This is a genomic window from Streptomyces sp. NPDC085937, from assembly GCF_044540535.1.
Taxonomy (GTDB): domain Bacteria; phylum Actinomycetota; class Actinomycetes; order Streptomycetales; family Streptomycetaceae; genus Streptomyces.
Map to the genome: position 1 here is coordinate 1 of NZ_JBITSH010000011.1, position 17176 is coordinate 17176.

12 protein-coding genes and 1 rRNA gene are annotated in these 17176 nt (G+C 72.0%); 5 read left to right on the forward strand and 8 right to left on the reverse strand.

Annotated elements, in window-relative coordinates:
• Positions 1–69 (reverse strand): 16S ribosomal RNA (locus ACIF8S_RS22515); the annotation flags it as partial.
• Between the two features lie 572 nt (positions 70–641).
• On the opposite strand from ACIF8S_RS22515, the gene ACIF8S_RS22520 reads away from it, so the two are divergent.
• Together ACIF8S_RS22520 and ptsP are read left to right on the forward strand one after the other, a co-directional pair.
• Positions 642–1091, forward strand: coding sequence for a PTS glucose transporter subunit IIA (locus ACIF8S_RS22520; RefSeq protein WP_400001227.1), 450 nt, complete (start codon positions 642–644; stop codon positions 1089–1091).
• A gap of 76 nt (positions 1092–1167) precedes the next feature.
• Positions 1168–2838, forward strand: a complete 1671-nt coding sequence (gene ptsP / locus ACIF8S_RS22525; RefSeq protein ID WP_400001229.1) for a phosphoenolpyruvate--protein phosphotransferase — start codon at positions 1168–1170, stop codon at positions 2836–2838.
• 63 nt (positions 2839–2901) lie between these two features.
• Here the strand turns inward: ptsP and ACIF8S_RS22530 are convergent, their stop codons facing one another.
• Both ACIF8S_RS22530 and ACIF8S_RS22535 read right to left on the reverse strand, forming a co-directional pair.
• A complete protein-coding gene (locus tag ACIF8S_RS22530; RefSeq protein ID WP_400001231.1) occupies positions 2902–3792 on the reverse strand; it encodes a hypothetical protein in 891 nt (296 codons plus the stop codon).
• 98 nt (positions 3793–3890) lie between these two features.
• Complete coding sequence (locus ACIF8S_RS22535) at positions 3891–5858, reverse strand: acetoacetate--CoA ligase (protein ID WP_400001233.1); 1968 nt, start codon at positions 5856–5858, stop codon at positions 3891–3893.
• A gap of 213 nt (positions 5859–6071) precedes the next feature.
• Between ACIF8S_RS22535 and ACIF8S_RS22540 the strand changes: the two genes are divergently transcribed.
• Complete coding sequence (locus ACIF8S_RS22540; RefSeq protein ID WP_400001234.1) at positions 6072–8372, forward strand: glycoside hydrolase family 31 protein; 2301 nt, start codon at positions 6072–6074, stop codon at positions 8370–8372.
• Here ACIF8S_RS22540 and ACIF8S_RS22545 read toward each other — a convergent pair.
• Entirely contained in the window at positions 8363–8893 is a 531-nt protein-coding gene (locus tag ACIF8S_RS22545) for an NUDIX domain-containing protein (protein ID WP_400001235.1), read from the reverse strand. The genes ACIF8S_RS22540 and ACIF8S_RS22545 overlap by 10 nt on opposite strands.
• Positions 8894–8941: 48 nt before the next feature.
• Positions 8942–9751 carry a M15 family metallopeptidase gene (locus tag ACIF8S_RS22550; RefSeq protein WP_400001237.1) on the reverse strand — a complete coding sequence of 270 codons (810 nt, stop codon included), beginning with the start codon at positions 9749–9751 and terminating at the stop codon, positions 8942–8944.
• A 328-nt stretch (positions 9752–10079) separates the two neighbouring features.
• On the opposite strand from ACIF8S_RS22550, the gene ACIF8S_RS22555 reads away from it, so the two are divergent.
• Both ACIF8S_RS22555 and glpK read left to right on the forward strand, forming a co-directional pair.
• Positions 10080–10805 carry an MIP/aquaporin family protein gene (locus ACIF8S_RS22555; protein ID WP_356793919.1) on the forward strand — a complete coding sequence of 242 codons (726 nt, stop codon included), beginning with the start codon at positions 10080–10082 and terminating at the stop codon, positions 10803–10805.
• Positions 10806–10844: 39 nt separating this feature from the next.
• Positions 10845–12356, forward strand: coding sequence for a glycerol kinase GlpK (gene glpK / locus ACIF8S_RS22560; protein ID WP_400001239.1), 1512 nt, complete (start codon positions 10845–10847; stop codon positions 12354–12356).
• Positions 12357–12493: 137 nt separating this feature from the next.
• Here glpK and ACIF8S_RS22565 read toward each other — a convergent pair whose 3' ends face one another.
• The 3 genes from ACIF8S_RS22565 to ACIF8S_RS22575 are packed head-to-tail and all read right to left on the reverse strand — an operon-like array spanning position 12494 to position 17168.
• Positions 12494–13099, reverse strand: a complete 606-nt coding sequence (locus ACIF8S_RS22565) for an ATP/GTP-binding protein (RefSeq protein ID WP_024887293.1) — start codon at positions 13097–13099, stop codon at positions 12494–12496.
• A complete protein-coding gene (locus ACIF8S_RS22570) occupies positions 13080–16748 on the reverse strand; it encodes a hydantoinase B/oxoprolinase family protein (RefSeq protein WP_400001240.1) in 3669 nt (1222 codons plus the stop codon). The genes ACIF8S_RS22565 and ACIF8S_RS22570 overlap by 20 nt, the downstream gene beginning before the upstream one ends.
• Before the next feature lie 24 nt (positions 16749–16772).
• Positions 16773–17168: a DUF742 domain-containing protein gene (locus tag ACIF8S_RS22575; RefSeq protein WP_400001242.1), complete on the reverse strand. Its 396-nt coding sequence runs from the start codon at positions 17166–17168 to the stop codon at positions 16773–16775.
• Positions 17169–17176: the final 8 nt, after the last annotated feature.

The following is a 17176-nucleotide window of genomic DNA, read 5'->3' on the forward strand; positions in this document are numbered from 1 at the left end:
TCGTTCGACTTGCATGTGTTAAGCACGCCGCCAGCGTTCGTCCTGAGCCAGGATCAAACTCTCCGTGAATGTTTACCGGTAATCCGGTGCACACACACGAGAGCGGAACGTCGGGAGGAATAGTCCCGACGTTCACAGCGTCCTCGCTGTGTTTATTTCAAAGGAACCTCGACCATCCGAAACCGGATGGACGGGGTATCAACATATCTGGCGTTGACTTTTGGCACGCTGTTGAGTTCTCAAGGAACGGACGCTTCCTTTGTACTCACCCTCTCGGGCTTTCCTCCGGGCGCTTCCCTTCGGTGTTTCCAAACTCTATCAGGGTTTTTCCGGCCCTCTGACCACCGTCCTGCAGACATGCAGAAAGCGATCCAAGGAGAGGGTCTGACGAGTTGGATTGCTGCCCGGCGTCCAGGAGGCGTGTGTGCGTCCCTCAGCCCCAGGCAGGTTTAGAACTGTACACGGGGTCGCAGGCGCCGTGCAAATCGATTAGGGTGGGTGGTCTAGACCTCTTGTCTGGACCACAGACCTGGACCTGTCCCCCGGAACCGGTACGTCACATGACATACCCTGCTGAACAGCACGCCGGAGACAGCCAGTGACGGCGCTCGTACAGATCTCCACCACTTGGGAGGCTTCCCATGACCACCGTGACGTCCCCGCTCGCAGGCCGGGCCATCGGCCTGGCCGCCGTGCCCGACCCGGTTTTCTCCGGCGCCATGGTCGGCCCCGGCACCGCGATCGACCCCGTGCGGGAGCCTTCCGAGGCCGTCTCCCCCGTCGACGGCGTGATCGTCTCTCTTCACCCGCACGCGTTCGTCGTCGTCGACGAGAACGGCCACGGCGTCCTCACCCACCTCGGCATCGACACCGTTCAGCTCAACGGCGAGGGTTTTGAGCTGCTCGTCAACAAGGGCGACACCGTGCGGCGCGGCCAGGGCATCGTCCGCTGGGACCCTGCCGCCGTCGAGGCCGCCGGCAAGTCCCCGGTGTGCCCGGTCGTGGCCTTGGAGGCCACCGCGGACGCCCTCTCCGAGCTCCGTGAAGACGGTGACGTGAAGATGGGCGACGCGCTCTTCTCCTGGCAGTGACGCGGCGCCGTCCCGCGACGGCACAAGGACAACGAACGCTGCGGCGGGACCCGCCGCTTTATCGGAGACGGGTGAGATGGAGACAACGCTGCGAGGCGTCGGCGTGAGCCACGGAGTGGCGATCGGCGAGGTTCGGCACATGGGCACGGCGGTGCTGGAACCGCCGGCCAAGCAGATCCCGGCGGAAGAGGCGGAGCGTGAGCAGCAGCGCGCCCGGCAGGCCGTGGAAGCGGTCGCCGCCGATCTGACGGCGCGCGGCAACCTCGCCGGGGGCGAGGCGCAGGCGGTGCTCGAGGCGCAGGCCCTGATGGCCCAGGACCCCGAGCTGATCGCCGATGTGGAGCGGCGCATCGCCGTCGGCAGTTCCGCCGAGCGTGGCGTCTACGACGCGTTCGCCTCGTACCGGGAGCTGCTGGCGAACGCGGGAGAGTACCTGGCGGGCAGGGTGGCCGACCTCGACGACGTGCGCAACCGCATCGTGGCGCGGCTGCTCGGCGTCCCCATGCCGGGTGTGCCGGACAGCGACGAGCCGTACGTCCTGGTCGCCCGTGATCTGGCGCCGGCCGACACGGCGCTGCTGGACCCGACGCTGGTGCTGGGCTTCGTCACCGAGGAGGGCGGGCCCACCAGTCACAGCGCGATCCTGGCGCGCGCGCTGGGCGTGCCGGCGGTCGTCGCCCTTCCGGGTGCCGGTGAGATCGCCGAAGGCACGCTGATAGCGGTCGACGGCAGCTCGGGCGAGATCTTCGTGAACCCCACCGACGAGCGCAGGGCCTCGCTGGAGGCGGCGGCCGCCGAGCGGAAGGCGGCGCTGGCCGCGTCGACCGGGCCGGGTGCGACGGCCGACGGGCACAAGGTGCCGCTGCTGGCCAACATCGGTGGGCCCGCGGACGTGGCGGCCGCGGTGGAGGCGGGCGCCGAGGGCGTCGGTCTGTTCCGTACCGAGTTCCTGTTCCTGGACGACAGCGAGAACGCTCCCTCCGAGGAGAAGCAGGTCGAGGCCTACCGGCAGGTGCTCGAAGCCTTCCCCGAGGGTCGGGTCGTGGTGCGGGTGCTCGACGCGGGGGCGGACAAGCCGCTGGACTTCCTCACCCCGGCCGACGAGCCGAACCCGGCGCTGGGCGTGCGCGGTCTGCGGTCCCTGCTCGACCACCCCGAGGTGCTGCGCACCCAGCTGACGGCGCTGGCCAAGGCCGCGGAGGGGCTGCCCGTCCACCTCGACGTGATGGCCCCGATGGTGGCGGACCGGGCCGACGCCAAGGCCTTCGCGGACGCGTGCCGGGAGGCCGGGCTGCGGGCGAAGTTCGGTGCGATGGTCGAGATTCCCTCGGCGGCGCTGCGGGCCCGCTCGGTGCTGCAGGAGGTGGAGTTCCTGTCGCTGGGGACGAACGACCTGGCGCAGTACACGTTCGCCGCGGACCGTCAGGTGGGCGCGGTGTCCCGGCTGCAGGACCCCTGGCAGCCTGCGCTGCTCGACCTGGTCGCGCTGTCCGCCGAGGCGGCGCGGGCCGAGGGCAAGAGCTGCGGTGTGTGCGGTGAGGCCGCGTCGGATCCTCTGTTGGCGTGTGTGCTGACGGGGCTGGGTGTCACCTCCCTCTCGATGGGTGCGGCGTCCATTCCTTACGTGCGTGCCGCGCTGGCGAAGTTCACGCTGGCGCAGTGCGAGCGGGCCGCCGCGGCCGCCCGGGCCGCCGACAGCGCCGAGGACGCGCGGAACGCGGCGCAGGCGGTGCTGTCGGGCGAGTAGCGTGCGCCTGTCTTTGTGCCCTGGGGCGCTCCACTGACGTGGGGCGCCCCTTGTGCTGTGCGCTCAGTGCCGGTGGTGCGGGCCGATGTCGTCGTCGGTGAGGTGGGGTGACGCGCAGTAGTCGACGTTGGACTCGGGCGGGATGATCTCGCCGGTCTCTGCGTCGGTGCAGTAGGCGTCGAAGACCTCTCCGGCGGTGAGAGGGACGAGGGCGTGGGAGCGCAGGCGCCAGCCATGGATGCGGTCGGGGGCGCCCGGTGTGCTGGCGCGCATCACGAGGCCGCCGGGACTGTCGGTGGCGAGGCCGACGGCGAGGACGGTGGTGAACTCCAGGGCCTCGGTCTCGTCGATGCGTACGCCGTCGTCGGTGTCGTCCGCGTGCAGTACGGCCACCAGGGATTCGGGTGGTCCGGCGACGCTGCAGACGAGGTGGCGGTCGCCTGGTGGGGCGGTGTCGAGGATGCGGGACACGAGGTGGGAGGCGCGGGCGAAGGCCGCGTGTCCGAGGTCCTCGCCGCAGGAGGCGCAGGGGCCGAGGCGGGCGAGGAGGGTGGTGGCGTACTCCCAGGTGGCGCTGCGGACGGCTTCGTCGACGAGGGTGGTCATGAGGTCGGTCAGCGGCCGGCCGTCGTAGGGGACGGCGGGGCCGGTGGCGGCGCGCTCGGCGGTGAAGCGGGTGCGGCTGAGGTGGCTGTCGGGGTCGAGGCCGCGCTGCGCGCAGTACTCGGCGTACTCCTCGGGGTCGAAGAGGGCCACCGTGGTGTGGCTGCCCTGGAGGGCGCGGGTGCGCAGGACCGCTTCCACGTGTTTCAGGTAGGTCGCGTGGTCGTCGAAGACGAAGGTGTCGTAGCGCCGCATGGCGCGGAAGTCGTGTTCGTCGGTCAGCAGGCCGATGGTGCCGGCGATCTCGCGGCGCAGGACGCGTCGCAGGGTGCGGTGGTCGGTGTACGCCATGTCTCCCCCTCTGCATGGTCGATCAATGCTCACTGACAGTAATCGGCGGCACTGACAACGGGCGGAGGAGACGGCGGCGGTCCGGTCCGGGGGGCGGATCAGGGGCGGGTGCGGGACAGTTCCTGGTAGTGGGCGAGCAGGTCGAGGTTGTCGATGGAGCCGGGGTTGACGGCCTTCTCGAGCGGGGTGCCCTGGAGGAGGCGTTTGACCGGGACCTCGATGCGCTTGCCGGTGAGGGTGTGCGGGATGCCGGGCACCTCGATGACCTCGTCGGGGACGTGCCGCGGTGAGAGCTGGGTGCGGATGGTCTGCTTGATGCGTCCGAGCAGGTCGTCGTCCAGGGTGGCGCCGGGCGCGAGGTGCACGAAGAGCGGCATCCAGTAGCCGCCGTCGGGCTGTTCGATGCCGACGACGAGGGACTCCCTGATCTCGGGGAGCCGTTCCACCGCCTCGTAGATGTCGGCGGAGCCCATGCGGACGCCCTGGCGGTTGAGGGTGGAGTCGGAGCGCCCGTGGATGACGACGGAGCCCCGTGAGGTGAGGGTGATCCAGTCGCCGTGGCGCCAGACGCCGGGATAGGTGTCGAAGTAGCTGTCGTGGTAGCGGCTGCCGTCGGGGTCGTTCCAGAAGTGGATGGGCATGGACGGCATGGGGTTGGTGACCACGAGTTCGCCGACCTCGTCGGTGAGGGGTTTGCCGCTGGGGTCCCAGGACTGCAGGTCGGTGCCCAGGCAGGGGGCCTGGAGCTCGCCGACGTGGACGGGGAGGGTGGGGACGGCTCCGGCGAAGCAGGAGCAGACGTCGGTGCCGCCGCTGACGGAGGCGATCCACAGGTCTTCGCGTACCTCGTCGTGCAGCCAGCGGAAGCCGTCGGGCGGCAGCGGGGAGCCGGTGGTGGCCACGCACTTCACCGTGGACAGGTCGTGGTCGCGTGCGGGATGGACGCCGGCCTTGCGGCACGCCATGACGTACGCGGCGGAGGTGCCGTAGAGGGTGGCGCCGGTGCGTTCGGCGATGCGCCACTGGGCGCCGGTGTCGGGGTACCCGGGGCTGCCGTCGTAGAGGACGATCGTGGTGCCGGTGAGGAGGCCGGAGACGAGGAAGTTCCACATCATCCAGCCGGTCGAGGTGTACCAGAAGAAGCGGTCCTCGGCTCCGAGGTCGCAGTGCAGGCCGAGCTGTTTGAGGTGCTCGACGAGGATGCCGCCCTGGGACTGGACGATGGCCTTGGGCAGGCCGGTGGTGCCGGAGGAGTAGAGCACCCACAGCGGGTGGTCGAAGGGCACCTGTTCGAAGACCGGCTCGGTGTCGGCGGCGGTGAGGGCGGACCACTCCAGCGCGCCGTCGGGGGCCTCGGTGCCGAGCAGCGGGATGTGCACGACGGCGCGCACGGAGGGCAGCTCGCGGCGGAGTTCGGCGACGACGTCGCGGCGGTCGTGCTCCTTGCCGCCGTAGCGGTAGCCGTCCACGGTGAACAGGACGACCGGTTCGACCTGCTGGAAGCGGTCGAGGACGCTGCGGGCGCCGAAGTCGGGGGCGCAGGAGGTCCACACGCCGCCGACGGCCGCGGTGGCGAGGAAGGCGACGACGGCCTGCGGGATGTTCGGGAGGTAGCCGCTGACGCGGTCGCCGGGGCGCACGTCGAGGGCGCGCAGTTCGGCGGCGAGGGAGCCGACCTGGCGGCGCAGTTCGGCCCAGGTCACGGGGCGGGGTTCGTGGGTCTCGTCCACGTGGAGGAGTGCCGGCTCGTCGGCGCGGGACTCGACCGCGCGCAGGGCGTGTTCGGCGTAGTTGAGGGTGGCTCCGGGGAACCACCGGGCGCCGGGCATGGAGCGGTCGGCGAGGACGCGCTCGTAGGGCGTGGAGAAGCGGACGCCGAACCACTCCGTGACCGCTTGCCAGAAGGTCTCCAGTTCCTCCACGGACCACTGGTGGAGCGCCGCGTACCCGCCGTCGGCGGGGGCGCCGTGATGCTGGGCGGCCCAGGCCTGGAACCGGGTGATGCGTGCCCGGTCGATGCGTTCCGGTGTCGGCTGCCAGAGCGGCTGAGGGTTCACGGTCGTCATGGGGCGGCTCCCGGACTGTGCGCGTCGTGTGCGTCCTCCGCGCACGGGCTGGGGTGTGCGCGTGACGCGGCTGACAGGGACGATGCCATGTGATCGACTTCTGCACCAGGGTGCCCCCCACATAGTCCCTGTCGTGAGGATGTGGTCCGATCACGGGTGAACGGGAGTTGAACGCCACGCTTGCGGGGCTCGGTCGATGGCAGGGTGAGCAACATGGACGGTCGTGACCTGGTGCGTTCGTGGTTCTCGGTCGGTGTGGCGGGTGTGGCGCGGGGGTTGCGCACGGTACGGGCAGCGTGGCGCAGGCGGCGGGCCGACGCCACCGGGCCGGGGCCTCGGGGGCCGGTGCGGGCCCGGGTGCCGGGGGCCGTGCGGGAGGTGGAGCCGGGGCCGGGCGGGGGTGTGATCAGGTTCGCCCGGTCGGAGCTGCGGATCCTCGTCGCGGTGAACGGTGCGGTGTTCTGGGGCTGGGACGGGTCGGGTCCGGAGCCGTCGTACGCGCTGGCCGGTCCCTGTCCCGAGCACGACCCACGGGCGGAGCTGGAGCCGGACACGGACGGCGGCTGGCGTGTGGTCGCCGAGCGCGTGACGGTCGCGGTGTCGCGGCACGGCGCGGTGGAGGTGCTCACGCCCGGCGGTGTGACCCTGCGGCGGGATCTGCCGCCGCGCTGGTGGGAGCCGGCGGACGGCGGCGCGGCGCGCTGGTTGCAGCGTTCGGAGGTGCCGGCGGACGCGCGTTTCTTCGGCCTCGGGGGGCGGACGGACGGGCCCAGGCTGCGGGACGGGGTCCATCGTCTGTGGAACAAGGTGCCAGGGGACGGGACCGGCGCGTCGCCGGTGACGATGCCGGTGCAGCTGGTGGTGGCCGACGCGGGCACGCATCTGGTGTTCCACGACAATCCGTGGGACGGCACGGTGACGCTGCGGGAGGGTGAGGAGGGTGCCGGTTCCGGGCACGACCGTGCGGGGACGAGCGAGCTGCGCATGGAGGGCGGTCCGGCGCGCGGCTGGGTGATGGTCGGTACGCCGGCGCGGGTCCTGCTGGCGTGGGCGTCGCTGACGGGGGCGCCGGCGCTGCCTCCGGCGTGGGCGTTCGGGCATCACCAGGTACGGGAGGGCTCGGGCGGTGAGGACGAGGTGCGGCGGGCGGTCGCGGACCACCGGGAGCACGGGCTGCCGCTGGACGCCGTGCACCTGGGGGCCGGCCATCTGGACGCGCGCCGGGTGTTCACGGTCGATCAGGAGCGTTTCCCGAAGCTGCCGGTCCTCGCGGACGAGCTGCGGCGGGAGGGGATCCGGCTGGTGTCGGTCGTGGCCCCGGCCGTCGCGGTGCTGCCCGGCGGCGGTGTGTACGAGGAGGGGACGCGCCGGGAGGCCTTCGTGCGGGACGGGTCCGGGGAGGTGGCGCGCGCGGTGGACCGGCGCGGCGAGACGGTGCTCCCGGACCTCACGGACGCGCGCGTGCGGACCTGGTGGGGCGGCTGGTACGCGGAGCGGACGGCGCGGGGCTTCGCGGGGGTGTGGCACACGCTCGACTCCCCCGCCGCGGCCGGGCGGGAGGCGCACAACGTGTACGGGCTGTGCCTGGCCCGGGCGGCGTACGAGGGGCTGCGGGACGACGGGGCGTCCGGTGAGCGGCCGTTCGTGCTGTCCCGGTCCGGGTGGGCGGGACAGCAGCGTTACGGCGGGATCTGGTCGGACGGGGGGGCGGCGGGGTGGCCGGGGCTGCGGGCGTCGCTGGCGCTGGTGCTCGGGCTGGGGTTGTGCGGGGTGCCCTTCTCGGGGGCGGACGTCGCAGGCGCCGGCAGGGAGCGCTCGCCGGAACTGTACGTGCGGCGGCTCCAGTTGGCCGCCCACCTGCCGTTGCTGCGCACGCGGGCCGGTGCGCCGGCGGAGGGCGGGCCGTGGGAGTACGGCGCCGAGGTGCTGGAGCACGCGCGCGTGGCGCTGCTCGAACGGCGGCGTCTCCTGCCGTACTTCATGACGACGGCGCATCTGGCGCGGCGTACGGGTGCGCCCGTCGTACGGCCGGTGTGGTGGGCGGCTCCGGAGGAGCGTTCGTTGCGGGACTGCGAGGACGCCTTCCTGCTGGGTGACGCGATGCTGGTGGCGCCGGTGGTCGAGCCGGGCGTGGTCCGGCGGGAGGTGCGGCTGCCGCGCGGGCGGTGGTACGACACGGCGACGGAGCGGGTGTACGAGGGGCCGGTGAGGGTGCCGGTCGACGCGCCGCTGGGGCGGATACCGGTGTTCGCGCGTGCGGGTGCGGTGATCGCGGTGCGCGGTGAGGACGGCGGGACGGAGCTGGAGGTGTGGGCGCCCGCCCCGGGCCGGAGCGGGGGCGGGCTGGTGGTGCCGGACACCGGCGACGGCGGGGTGGAGCCGGAGATCGAGCGGTACTCGGTGACCTGGTCGGGATCACGGGTCGTGGTACGGCGGGAGGCCGAGGACGGCGCTCGTGAGCCGTCCTGGCCGGTGCGGGTCCGCGGGCTCGGCCGGCCCGCGGGTCAGATGTAGCGGCCCTCGAAGAAGGCGCGTACCGCGAGGGTGTGCAGCGGGAAGGCGAGTTCCTCGGGGCGGCGCAGCAGGTGCGTGCCCGTGGTCTCGTCGGTGGGCGCGGAGGCGGGCAGGCCGTCCGCCGGGCGCTCGGGCAGCAGTCCGAAGAGCAGCAGGTGGCCGTCGGGGGCGCTCATGGCGTCGGCCAGGCGTACGTCGCGGCTCGCCGCGTCGATGCCGGTTTCCTCCTTGAGTTCGCGGACGACGGCGTGGCGCCAGTCCTCGCCGTGGTCGATGTAGCCGCCGGGCAGGGCCGCTCCGCCGTTCGCGGGCGGGATGGCCCGGGTGACGACGACCAGGGAGGTGCCCTGGGCGTCGTACACGGGCTGGAGGGCGACGGCGACGGGGAGCGGGTTGCGGTAGGCCACGGTGCCGCAGGCGGGGCAGGTGCGCGGCCAGTCGGAGACGCCCGCTCCGTAGGGCGTGCCGCAGGACGAACAGTGGGAAGCCGCCGCCGAGTTGGGAGCATGATTATCGGACACGCGCGGGACTGTATCCGATGGCGGAAGGGGCGTCCCCGGGAGGGCGGTTCAGCGGTGGCCGGCGACGGACCTGTGGGACACAGGGAAGTCGAAGTAGGTGTCGGGGTACGCCTCGGGCTTGAAGGTGTAGTGCCACCACTCCTCGGCGAGGTTCACGAAGCCGAGGTCCTCGAGGGTGTTCTTGAGCAGCATCCGGTTGGCGTGCTGGACGCCCGTGACGCGCGGGTCGAGGGTGTGGCTGAGGGTGTCGAAGCAGTCGTAACCGGTGCCCATGTCCACGGAGTTGTCGGGAAACCGCTTGCCCTTGGGCGCGAAGCAGGGGGTGAGCGGCTCGCCGGGGTGGTAGGGCCGGGTGGGGCGGGCCGGGAGCTTCACGAGGGTGAGGTCGACCGTCGAGCCGCGGCTGTGGCCGGACTTCTCCGCGATGTAACCGTCGGCGAACAGGCGGGTCTTGTCGACGTCGGGGTAGAACTCGGCCTTCATGGTCTGGTCGTCGAGGTCCTCGGCCCAGCGCACGAAGTGGTCCACGGCGCGCTGGGGCCGGTAGCAGTCGTACACCTTGAGGGAGTAGCCCTGCGGGAGAAGCCGTCGCTGGGCGGTGCGCAGGGCCTCGGCGGCGGGGCGGGTGAGGATGCACAGGGGCTGCCGGTAGCCGTCGATGCGCTCGCCGACGAAGTTGTGCGGGGTGACGTAGCGGATCTCGTGCAGGATCGTCGGGTCGACGCTGTGGAGGGCCACGAAGTCGCGGGGCGCCTTGGGTTCGGGGGCCGACCGGGCGGGGGCGGCCGCCGCGGTCGCGGTGAGCAGGGCGGCGAGGGTGGTGACCAGGGCGCGTACCGCGCGCGGAGAACGTGTCATGTCCCCTGCATCTATCAGACGGGGGCCACCGTGCGGAAGCAGGCGCCCCGACCCGTTCTGTCACCGACCTTGACGCCTTCTGAGCGCCGGTGAACACTTCCGGTGTCGGTCGACATCGCCGTACATCTCGGCGCATTCTGGTGCGCCACGGCAGGCGTCCCCAGCGACGCCAGGACTCCCCACGGGCGGTGCGGCTGCGACGGCACGCTCGTCACGGACGCCGGGCGGGGCGCGGATCCTCCCTGCCTTCGGCCGAAGTCGCCACGGGAACGCACCCTGCACATGAGGTCCGGGGCCGACCGTCCTGGGCCCCGGCCCAGGAGCCGCCATGAGCAACGGAGACATATTCGTCGGCGAGGTCATCGGCACCGCCATCCTCATCCTCTTCGGCGCCGGCGTGGTCGCCGCCGTCGTCCTCAACTACTCGAAGGCGAAGGACGCCGGCTGGGTGGTCATCGCGCTGGGCTGGGGCTTCGGCGTGATGGCCGGGGCGTACACCGCGGCCCCGCTGTCCGGGGGCCACCTCAACCCGGCGGTCACCCTCGGGATCGCCGTCGACACCGGCGAGTGGGACAAGGTCCCCGTCTACGTGGCCGGACAGATGGCCGGCGCCATGCTCGGCGCCGTGCTGTGCTGGCTGGTCTACTACGCGCAGTTCGAGGCGAACGCCGAGGAGGACATCTCCCAGCCGACGCTCGGTGTCTTCTCCACCACCCCGGCGATCCGCCGCCCGGTCGCCAACCTCGTCACCGAGATCATCGCGACCATGGGTCTGGTGCTGCCGATCCTGGCGTTCGGTCTCACCAAGGGGCTCGGCGAGTCGGGCACCTCGATCCTCATCGTGTCGTTCCTGGTCGTGGGCATCGGCCTGTCGCTCGGCGGCCCCACCGGATACGCCATCAACCCGGCCCGTGACCTCGGCCCGCGCATCGTGCACGCGCTGCTCCCGATCCCCCGCAAGGGCACCTCGGACTGGGGGTACGCGTGGGTTCCCGTCGTGGGGCCGCTCATCGGCGGGGCGCTGTCCGGGCTCGTGTTCAACGCAGCCTTCTGACTCCGCAGGACCGACGGCAGAACCGACGAAGGGGACGTCATGACGGACAAGTTCGTCGCCGCGATCGACCAGGGCACCACGTCCAGCCGGTGCATCGTCTTCAACCAGCACGGCGCGATCGTCGCCGTCGACCAGCGCGAGCACCGCCAGATCTTCCCGAAGCCGGGCTGGGTGGAGCACGACGCCACGGAGATCTGGTCCAAGGTGCAGGCCGTGGTGGCCGGCGCGCTCGCCAAGGCGGGCCTGCGCGCGGACCAGCTCAGCGCCCTCGGCATCACCAACCAGCGTGAGACGACGGTCCTGTGGGACCGGGCCACGGGCAAGCCCGTGCACAACGCCATCGTGTGGCAGGACACCAGGACCGCCGGGCTCTGCGCCCGACTGGGCGGCCCGGACGGGCAGGACCGGTTCCGCGAGCAGACCGGGCTGCCGCTCGCCAGCTACTTCTCCGGGCCCAAGGCCGCCTGGCTGCTGGACAACGTGCCCGGGCTGCGGGCCCGCGCGGAGAACGGCGAGATCGCGTTCGGCACCATCGACTCCTGGCTGATCTGGAACCTCACCGGCGGCACCCACGGCGGACGGCACGTCACCGACGTCACCAACGCCGGACGCACCATGCTGATGAACCTGGAGACCCTCCAGTGGGACCCCTCCATCCTGGACGCGATGGACGTCCCGGAGGCCGTGCTCCCGGAGATCCGGTCCTCGTCGGAGGTCTACGGCACCGCCGTGGGCCAGCTGGCCGGGGTGCCCGTGGCCTCCGCGCTGGGCGACCAGCAGGCCGCGGTCTTCGGGCAGGCCTGCTACGACGTCGGCACCGCCAAGAACACCTACGGCACCGGGAGTTTCCTGCTCCTCAACACCGGCAGCCGGCCCGTGCCGTCGAAGAACGGGCTGCTCACCACGATGGGCTACAAGATCGGCGAGGAGGCGCCCGTCTACTGCCTGGAAGGGTCGATCGCCATCACCGGCGCGCTGGTGCAGTGGTTCCGCGACCAGCTCGGCATCATCCGCACCGCGGACGAGATCGAACCGCTGGCGGCGAGCGTCGAGGACAACGGCGGCGCCTACATCGTGCCCGCCTTCTCCGGCCTGTTCGCGCCGTACTGGCGCTCCGACGCGCGCGGTGTGGTCACGGGTCTGACCCGTTACGTCACCAAGGCCCACCTCGCGCGCGCGGTGCTGGAGGCGACGAGCTGGCAGACGCGTGAGGTCGTCGACGCCATGTACCAGGACTCCGGGGTGCGGATCACCACCCTCAAGGTCGACGGCGGCATGACGAAGAACGACCTGCTGATGCAGCACCAGGCGGACGTGCTCGGGGTGCCGGTGATCAGGCCCCGGGTCTCGGAGACGACCTGCCTGGGCGCCGCCTACGCGGCCGGACTGGCGACGGGGGTGTGGAACGGCCTGGACGAACTGAAGTCGCATTGGCAGAAGGACGCGGAGTGGACACCGGCCATGGCGGCGTCCGTACGGGACCGCGAGTACGGCAACTGGCGCAAGGCGGTGGAGAAGAGCCTCGGCTGGGTGGAGGAGGGCGAGGACTGAGGTCCACTCGCGCGTGGTGCTCCGCCGCACCTCGACGCGCGCGGTGCTCCACCGCTCCTCGACGCGCGCGCGGTTGCTCTCGTGCGGCGGCCCGTGTCCCGGTCGGACGGGACACGGGCCGCGTTCCGCGCCGGTCCTCAGGTGGTGACCGCGCTGCGCCGGCGCGCGGCCTCGGTCATGGCGTGCTGGACGACGCCGACGAGGACCTCCTTGACCGACTCGCGGTCGCGCGCGTCGCACATCACCAGCGGCACGTGGTCGTCCAGGTCGAGGGCCCGCCGGACGGCGTCGTCCGGGTAACGGGCGGATCCCTCGAAGCAGTTGACGCCGACGACGAACGGTATGGAGCGCCGCTCGAAGTAGTCGACGGCGGCGAAGCAGTCCTCCAGGCGCCGGGTGTCGGCGAGGACGACCGCTCCTAGGGCGCCCTCGGACAGTTCGTCCCACATGAACCAGAAGCGTTCCTGTCCGGGGGTGCCGAAGAGGTACAGCACCAGGTCCTCGCGCAGCGTGATGCGGCCGAAGTCCATGGCCACCGTGGTGGTGCTCTTCGCCTCGACACCGCTGGTGTCGTCGACCGGCCGCCCGGCCTCGGTGAGGAGTTCCTCGGTGCGCAGCGGCCGGATCTCGCTGACCGCGCCCACGAGCGTGGTCTTGCCCACGCCGAAGCCGCCGGCCACGAGGATCTTGAGCGTGACGGGCTCGACCGGGGGCTTGCCGCGCTCAGAACGCCCGAAGATCATCGATCTCTTCTCCTGCTTGATGGAGGTCGGGCGGCGGGCCGTATCCCCCGCCGCCGGGGGTTTCGATGACGAGTACGTCGTCGGTGCCGACGTCCGCCGCGTCGCTGCCGGCGAGCCGGGTGACGCTGCCGTCGGCCCGCTCGATCCGGTTGGCGCCCGGTGCGCCGGGGGCGCCTCCGGCCATGCCGTAGGGCGGCACCCGGCGGTGCTGGGACAGGGTGGAGACCGTCATGGGTTCCAGGAAGCGGATGCGCCGTACGGCTCCGTCCCCGCCGCGCCACCGCCCGGCGCCGCCGCTGCCCCGGCGTACGGCGAACTCCTCCAGGCGGACCGGCAGCCGCCACTCCAGGATCTCCGGGTCGGTGAGCCGGGAGTTGGTCATGTGGGTCTGGACGACGGGGGCACCCGGGTAGCCGTCGCCGGCTCCGGAGCCGGACGCCACGGTCTCGTAGTACTGGTGGCGGGCGTTGCCGAAGGTGACGTTGTTCATCGTGCCGGACCCTTCGGCCTGGACGCCGAGCGCCGCGTAGAGGGCGCCGGTGACGGCCTGTGAGGTCTCGACGTTGCCGGCGACGACGGCGGCCGGAGGTTCCGGCGCCAGCAGGGAACCGGGCGGGACGACGATGTCGAGCGGACGCAGGCAGCCGTCGTTGAGCGGGATGTCATCGGCGACGAGGGTGCGGAAGACGTACAGCACGGCCGCGTTGACGACGGAGAAGGGTGCGTTGAAGTTGGTGGGCAGCTGGGCGGAGGTGCCGCTGAAGTCGATGGTCGCGGAGCGGGCGTCGTGGTCGACGCGGATCCGTACCCGGATGACGGCGCCCGAGTCGGTCTCGTAGGTGTACTCGCCGTCGTCGAGGGCGTCGACGACGCGGCGCACCGCTTCCTCGGCGTTGTCCTGCACGTGCCGCATGTAGGCCTGGACGACGTCGAGGCCGTAGGTGTCGATCATGCGGCCGACCTCTTCGACGCCCTTGTGGTTGGCGGCGATCTGGGCGCGCAGGTCGGCGAGGTTGGTCGAGGGGTTGCGGGAGGGGTGGGGCGCCTCGGTGAGCAGGCGGAGGGTCTCCTCCTCGCGGAACCGGCCGTTCTCGGTGAGCAGCCAGTTGTCGAAGAGGACGCCCTCCTCGTCGATGGTGCGGCTGTGGGCGGGCATGGAGCCCGGGGTGATGCCGCCGATCTCGGCGTGATGGCCGCGTGACGCGACGTGGAAGAGGACCTTGGGAGCGTCACCCTCCGTGTCGCCCGCGGGTCCGGTCCCGAAGACCGGGGTGATCACGGTGACGTCGGGCAGGTGGGTGCCGCCGTGGTACGGGTCGTTCACGGCATAGGTGTCGCCGGGGCGCATGGCGGCGCCGCGCCGCCGGACGACCTCCTTGACGCTGGTGCCCATCGAGCCCAGGTGGACGGGGATGTGCGGGGCGTTGGCCACCAGGTTCCCGTCGGAGTCGAAGAGGGCGCAGGAGAAGTCCAGGCGCTCCTTGATGTTGACGGACTGGGCGGTGGACTCCAGGCGGGCGCCCATCTGCTCGGCGATGGACATGAAGAGGTTGTTGAAGACCTCGAGCAGGACGGGGTCGGCCTGCGTGTCGACGTCGGAACTCTCCGTGACCGTCGCGCGTTCCATGACCAGATGCCCGTCGTCGTTCGCCTCGGCCCGCCAGCCGTCGTCGACGACGGTCGTCGCTCCGGACTCGGTGACGACCGCCGGGCCGGTGACGGAATGTCCGGGGGGAAGGTCCTCCCGGCGGTGCAGGGGGACGTCGCGCCAGGCGCCCTTGGTGTGGAGGCGGACGGTGCGCGGGGCGGGTGCGCCGGGGCGGGAGGTGTCGCGGTGGGGGGCGAGGGCGGAGAGATCGGGGGGTTCGGTGACGCCGGTCGCTTCGACGGAGAGCGCCTCGACGACGATCGGACGGTCGAGGGTGAAGGAGTAGGTGGCGCGGTGGCGTTCCTCGAAGGCGCGGCGCATCGTGCCGGGTGCGGTGAGCTCGACGGTGAGGGCGGTGTCGGTGCCGTCGTAGCGGAGCTGGGCCCGGCGGGTGACCTCGACGCGTTCCGCGGGCACGTCCTCGGCGAGGAGCTCGGCGCGGGCGGCCGCCTCCAGGTCGTCGGCGGTCCTGAGGACGCCGGGCATCGCGGCGGGTTCCAAGGGGGCCTCGACGGAGCGTTCCCGCATGGCGGTGGTGTCGGCGAGGCCGATGCCGAGCGCGGACAGCACTCCGGCCATGGGCGGGACCAGGACGGTACGGATGCCGAGGGAGTCGGCGACCATGCAGGCGTGCTGTCCGCCCGCCCCGCCGAAGGTGGTGAGGGCGTACCGCGTGATGTCGTGGCCCTTCTGCACGGAGATCCGCTTCACCGCGCCGGCGATGTTGGCGACCGCGACCTGCAGATAGCCCTCGGCGACCTGTTCGGGGGTGCGGTCGTCGCCGGTGCGCTCGTGGATCTCGCGGGCGAGGGCGGTGAAGCGCTCGCGCACCACGTCCCGGTCGAGCGGCTGGTCGCCGTCGGGTCCGAACACGGCGGGGAAGTGGCCGGGCTGGATGCGGCCCAGCATGACGTTGGCGTCGGTGACGGCGAGCGGGCCGCCGCGCCGGTAGCAGGCGGGGCCGGGGTCGGCGCCCGCCGAGTCGGGGCCGACGCGGTAGCGGGAGCCGTCGAAGTGGAGGACCGAGCCGCCGCCGGCGGCGACGGTGTGGATGTCGAGCATGGGCGCGCGCAGCCGGACCCCGGAGATCCGCGTGGTGAAGACGCGCTCGTACGCGCCGGCGAAGTGGGAGACGTCGGTGGAGGTGCCGCCCATGTCGAAGCCGATGACACGGTCGAAGCCGGCGAGCTGCGACATGCGGGCCATGCCGACGATCCCGCCGGCCGGTCCGGACAGGATCGCGTCCTTGCCGCGGAACTGCCGGGCCTCGGTGAGGCCGCCGTTGGACTGCATGAACATCAGCCGTACGCCTTCCAGCGCGCCGGCGACCTGGCGCACATAGCGGCGCAGCACCGGTGAGAGGTAGGCGTCGACGACGGCGGTGTCCCCGCGCGGCACCAGCTTCATCAGCGGGCTGACCTCGCTGGACAGGGAGATCTGCGGGAAGCCGACGCGGGCGGCGAGTTCCCCGACGGCCCGCTCGTGGGCGGGGTGGCGGTCGCTGTGCAGGCAGACCACGGCGACGGCCCGGATCCCGTCGTCGTACGCCTGCCTCAGCGGTTCGGTGAGGGCGTCGAGGTCGGGGGCGCGCAGGACGGTGCCGTCGGCGGCGACGCGTTCGTCCACCTCGACGACGCGTTCGTGGAGCAGCTCGGGCAGGTCGATGCGGCGCGCGAAGATGTGCGGGCGGTTCTGGTAGGCGATGCGCAGGGCGTCGCGGAAGCCACGGGTGACGACGAGCAGCGTGCGCTCGCCCTTGCGTTCGAGCAGGGCGTTGGTGGCGACGGTGGTCCCCATGCGGACGACGTCCACCGGGTCGTCGGAGCCGGCCAGCAGCGCGCGGACGCCGGCGACCGCCGCGTCGGTCCCGGGCGGTGCCGAGCGGTCCGGGGCGGGGTAGTCGGACAGCACCTTGCGGGTGAGCAGGCGGCCGTCGGGGCGCCGCGCGACGATGTCGGTGAAGGTGCCTCCCCGATCGACCCAGAACTGCCAGCCTGTCACGTCACCACCCCGCTTCCGCGCCGGTCACAGCGCCCGGAGGCCGTTGATCACGTCGCGCAGAATACTTTCGTCCGGCAGCTCGGCCGGGGGTACCGGACGGTTCACATGGACGAGTTCCGCGTCCACGAGGTCACCGACGAGTACCCGGACCACGCCGACCGGCACGTCGAGTCCGGCGGCGATCTCGGCGACCGTCTGGGGGGCGTCGCGGCACAGGCCGACGATGTCGACGTGCTCCGGGGAGAGGGTGGGGTCGTCCTCGAAGTCGTCGGCGTGCGGCTCCGCGACGACCACGGCGATCAGGTCGAGGCGGTGCTGGGCCGCACTGGTGGTGCGGCCCCGCGTCATGGCGTACGGACGGACGACCGGTCCGGCCTCGTCGTCGAACCAGTGGCTTCCACCCTGACCGTGAGCGCTCATGTCGTCCC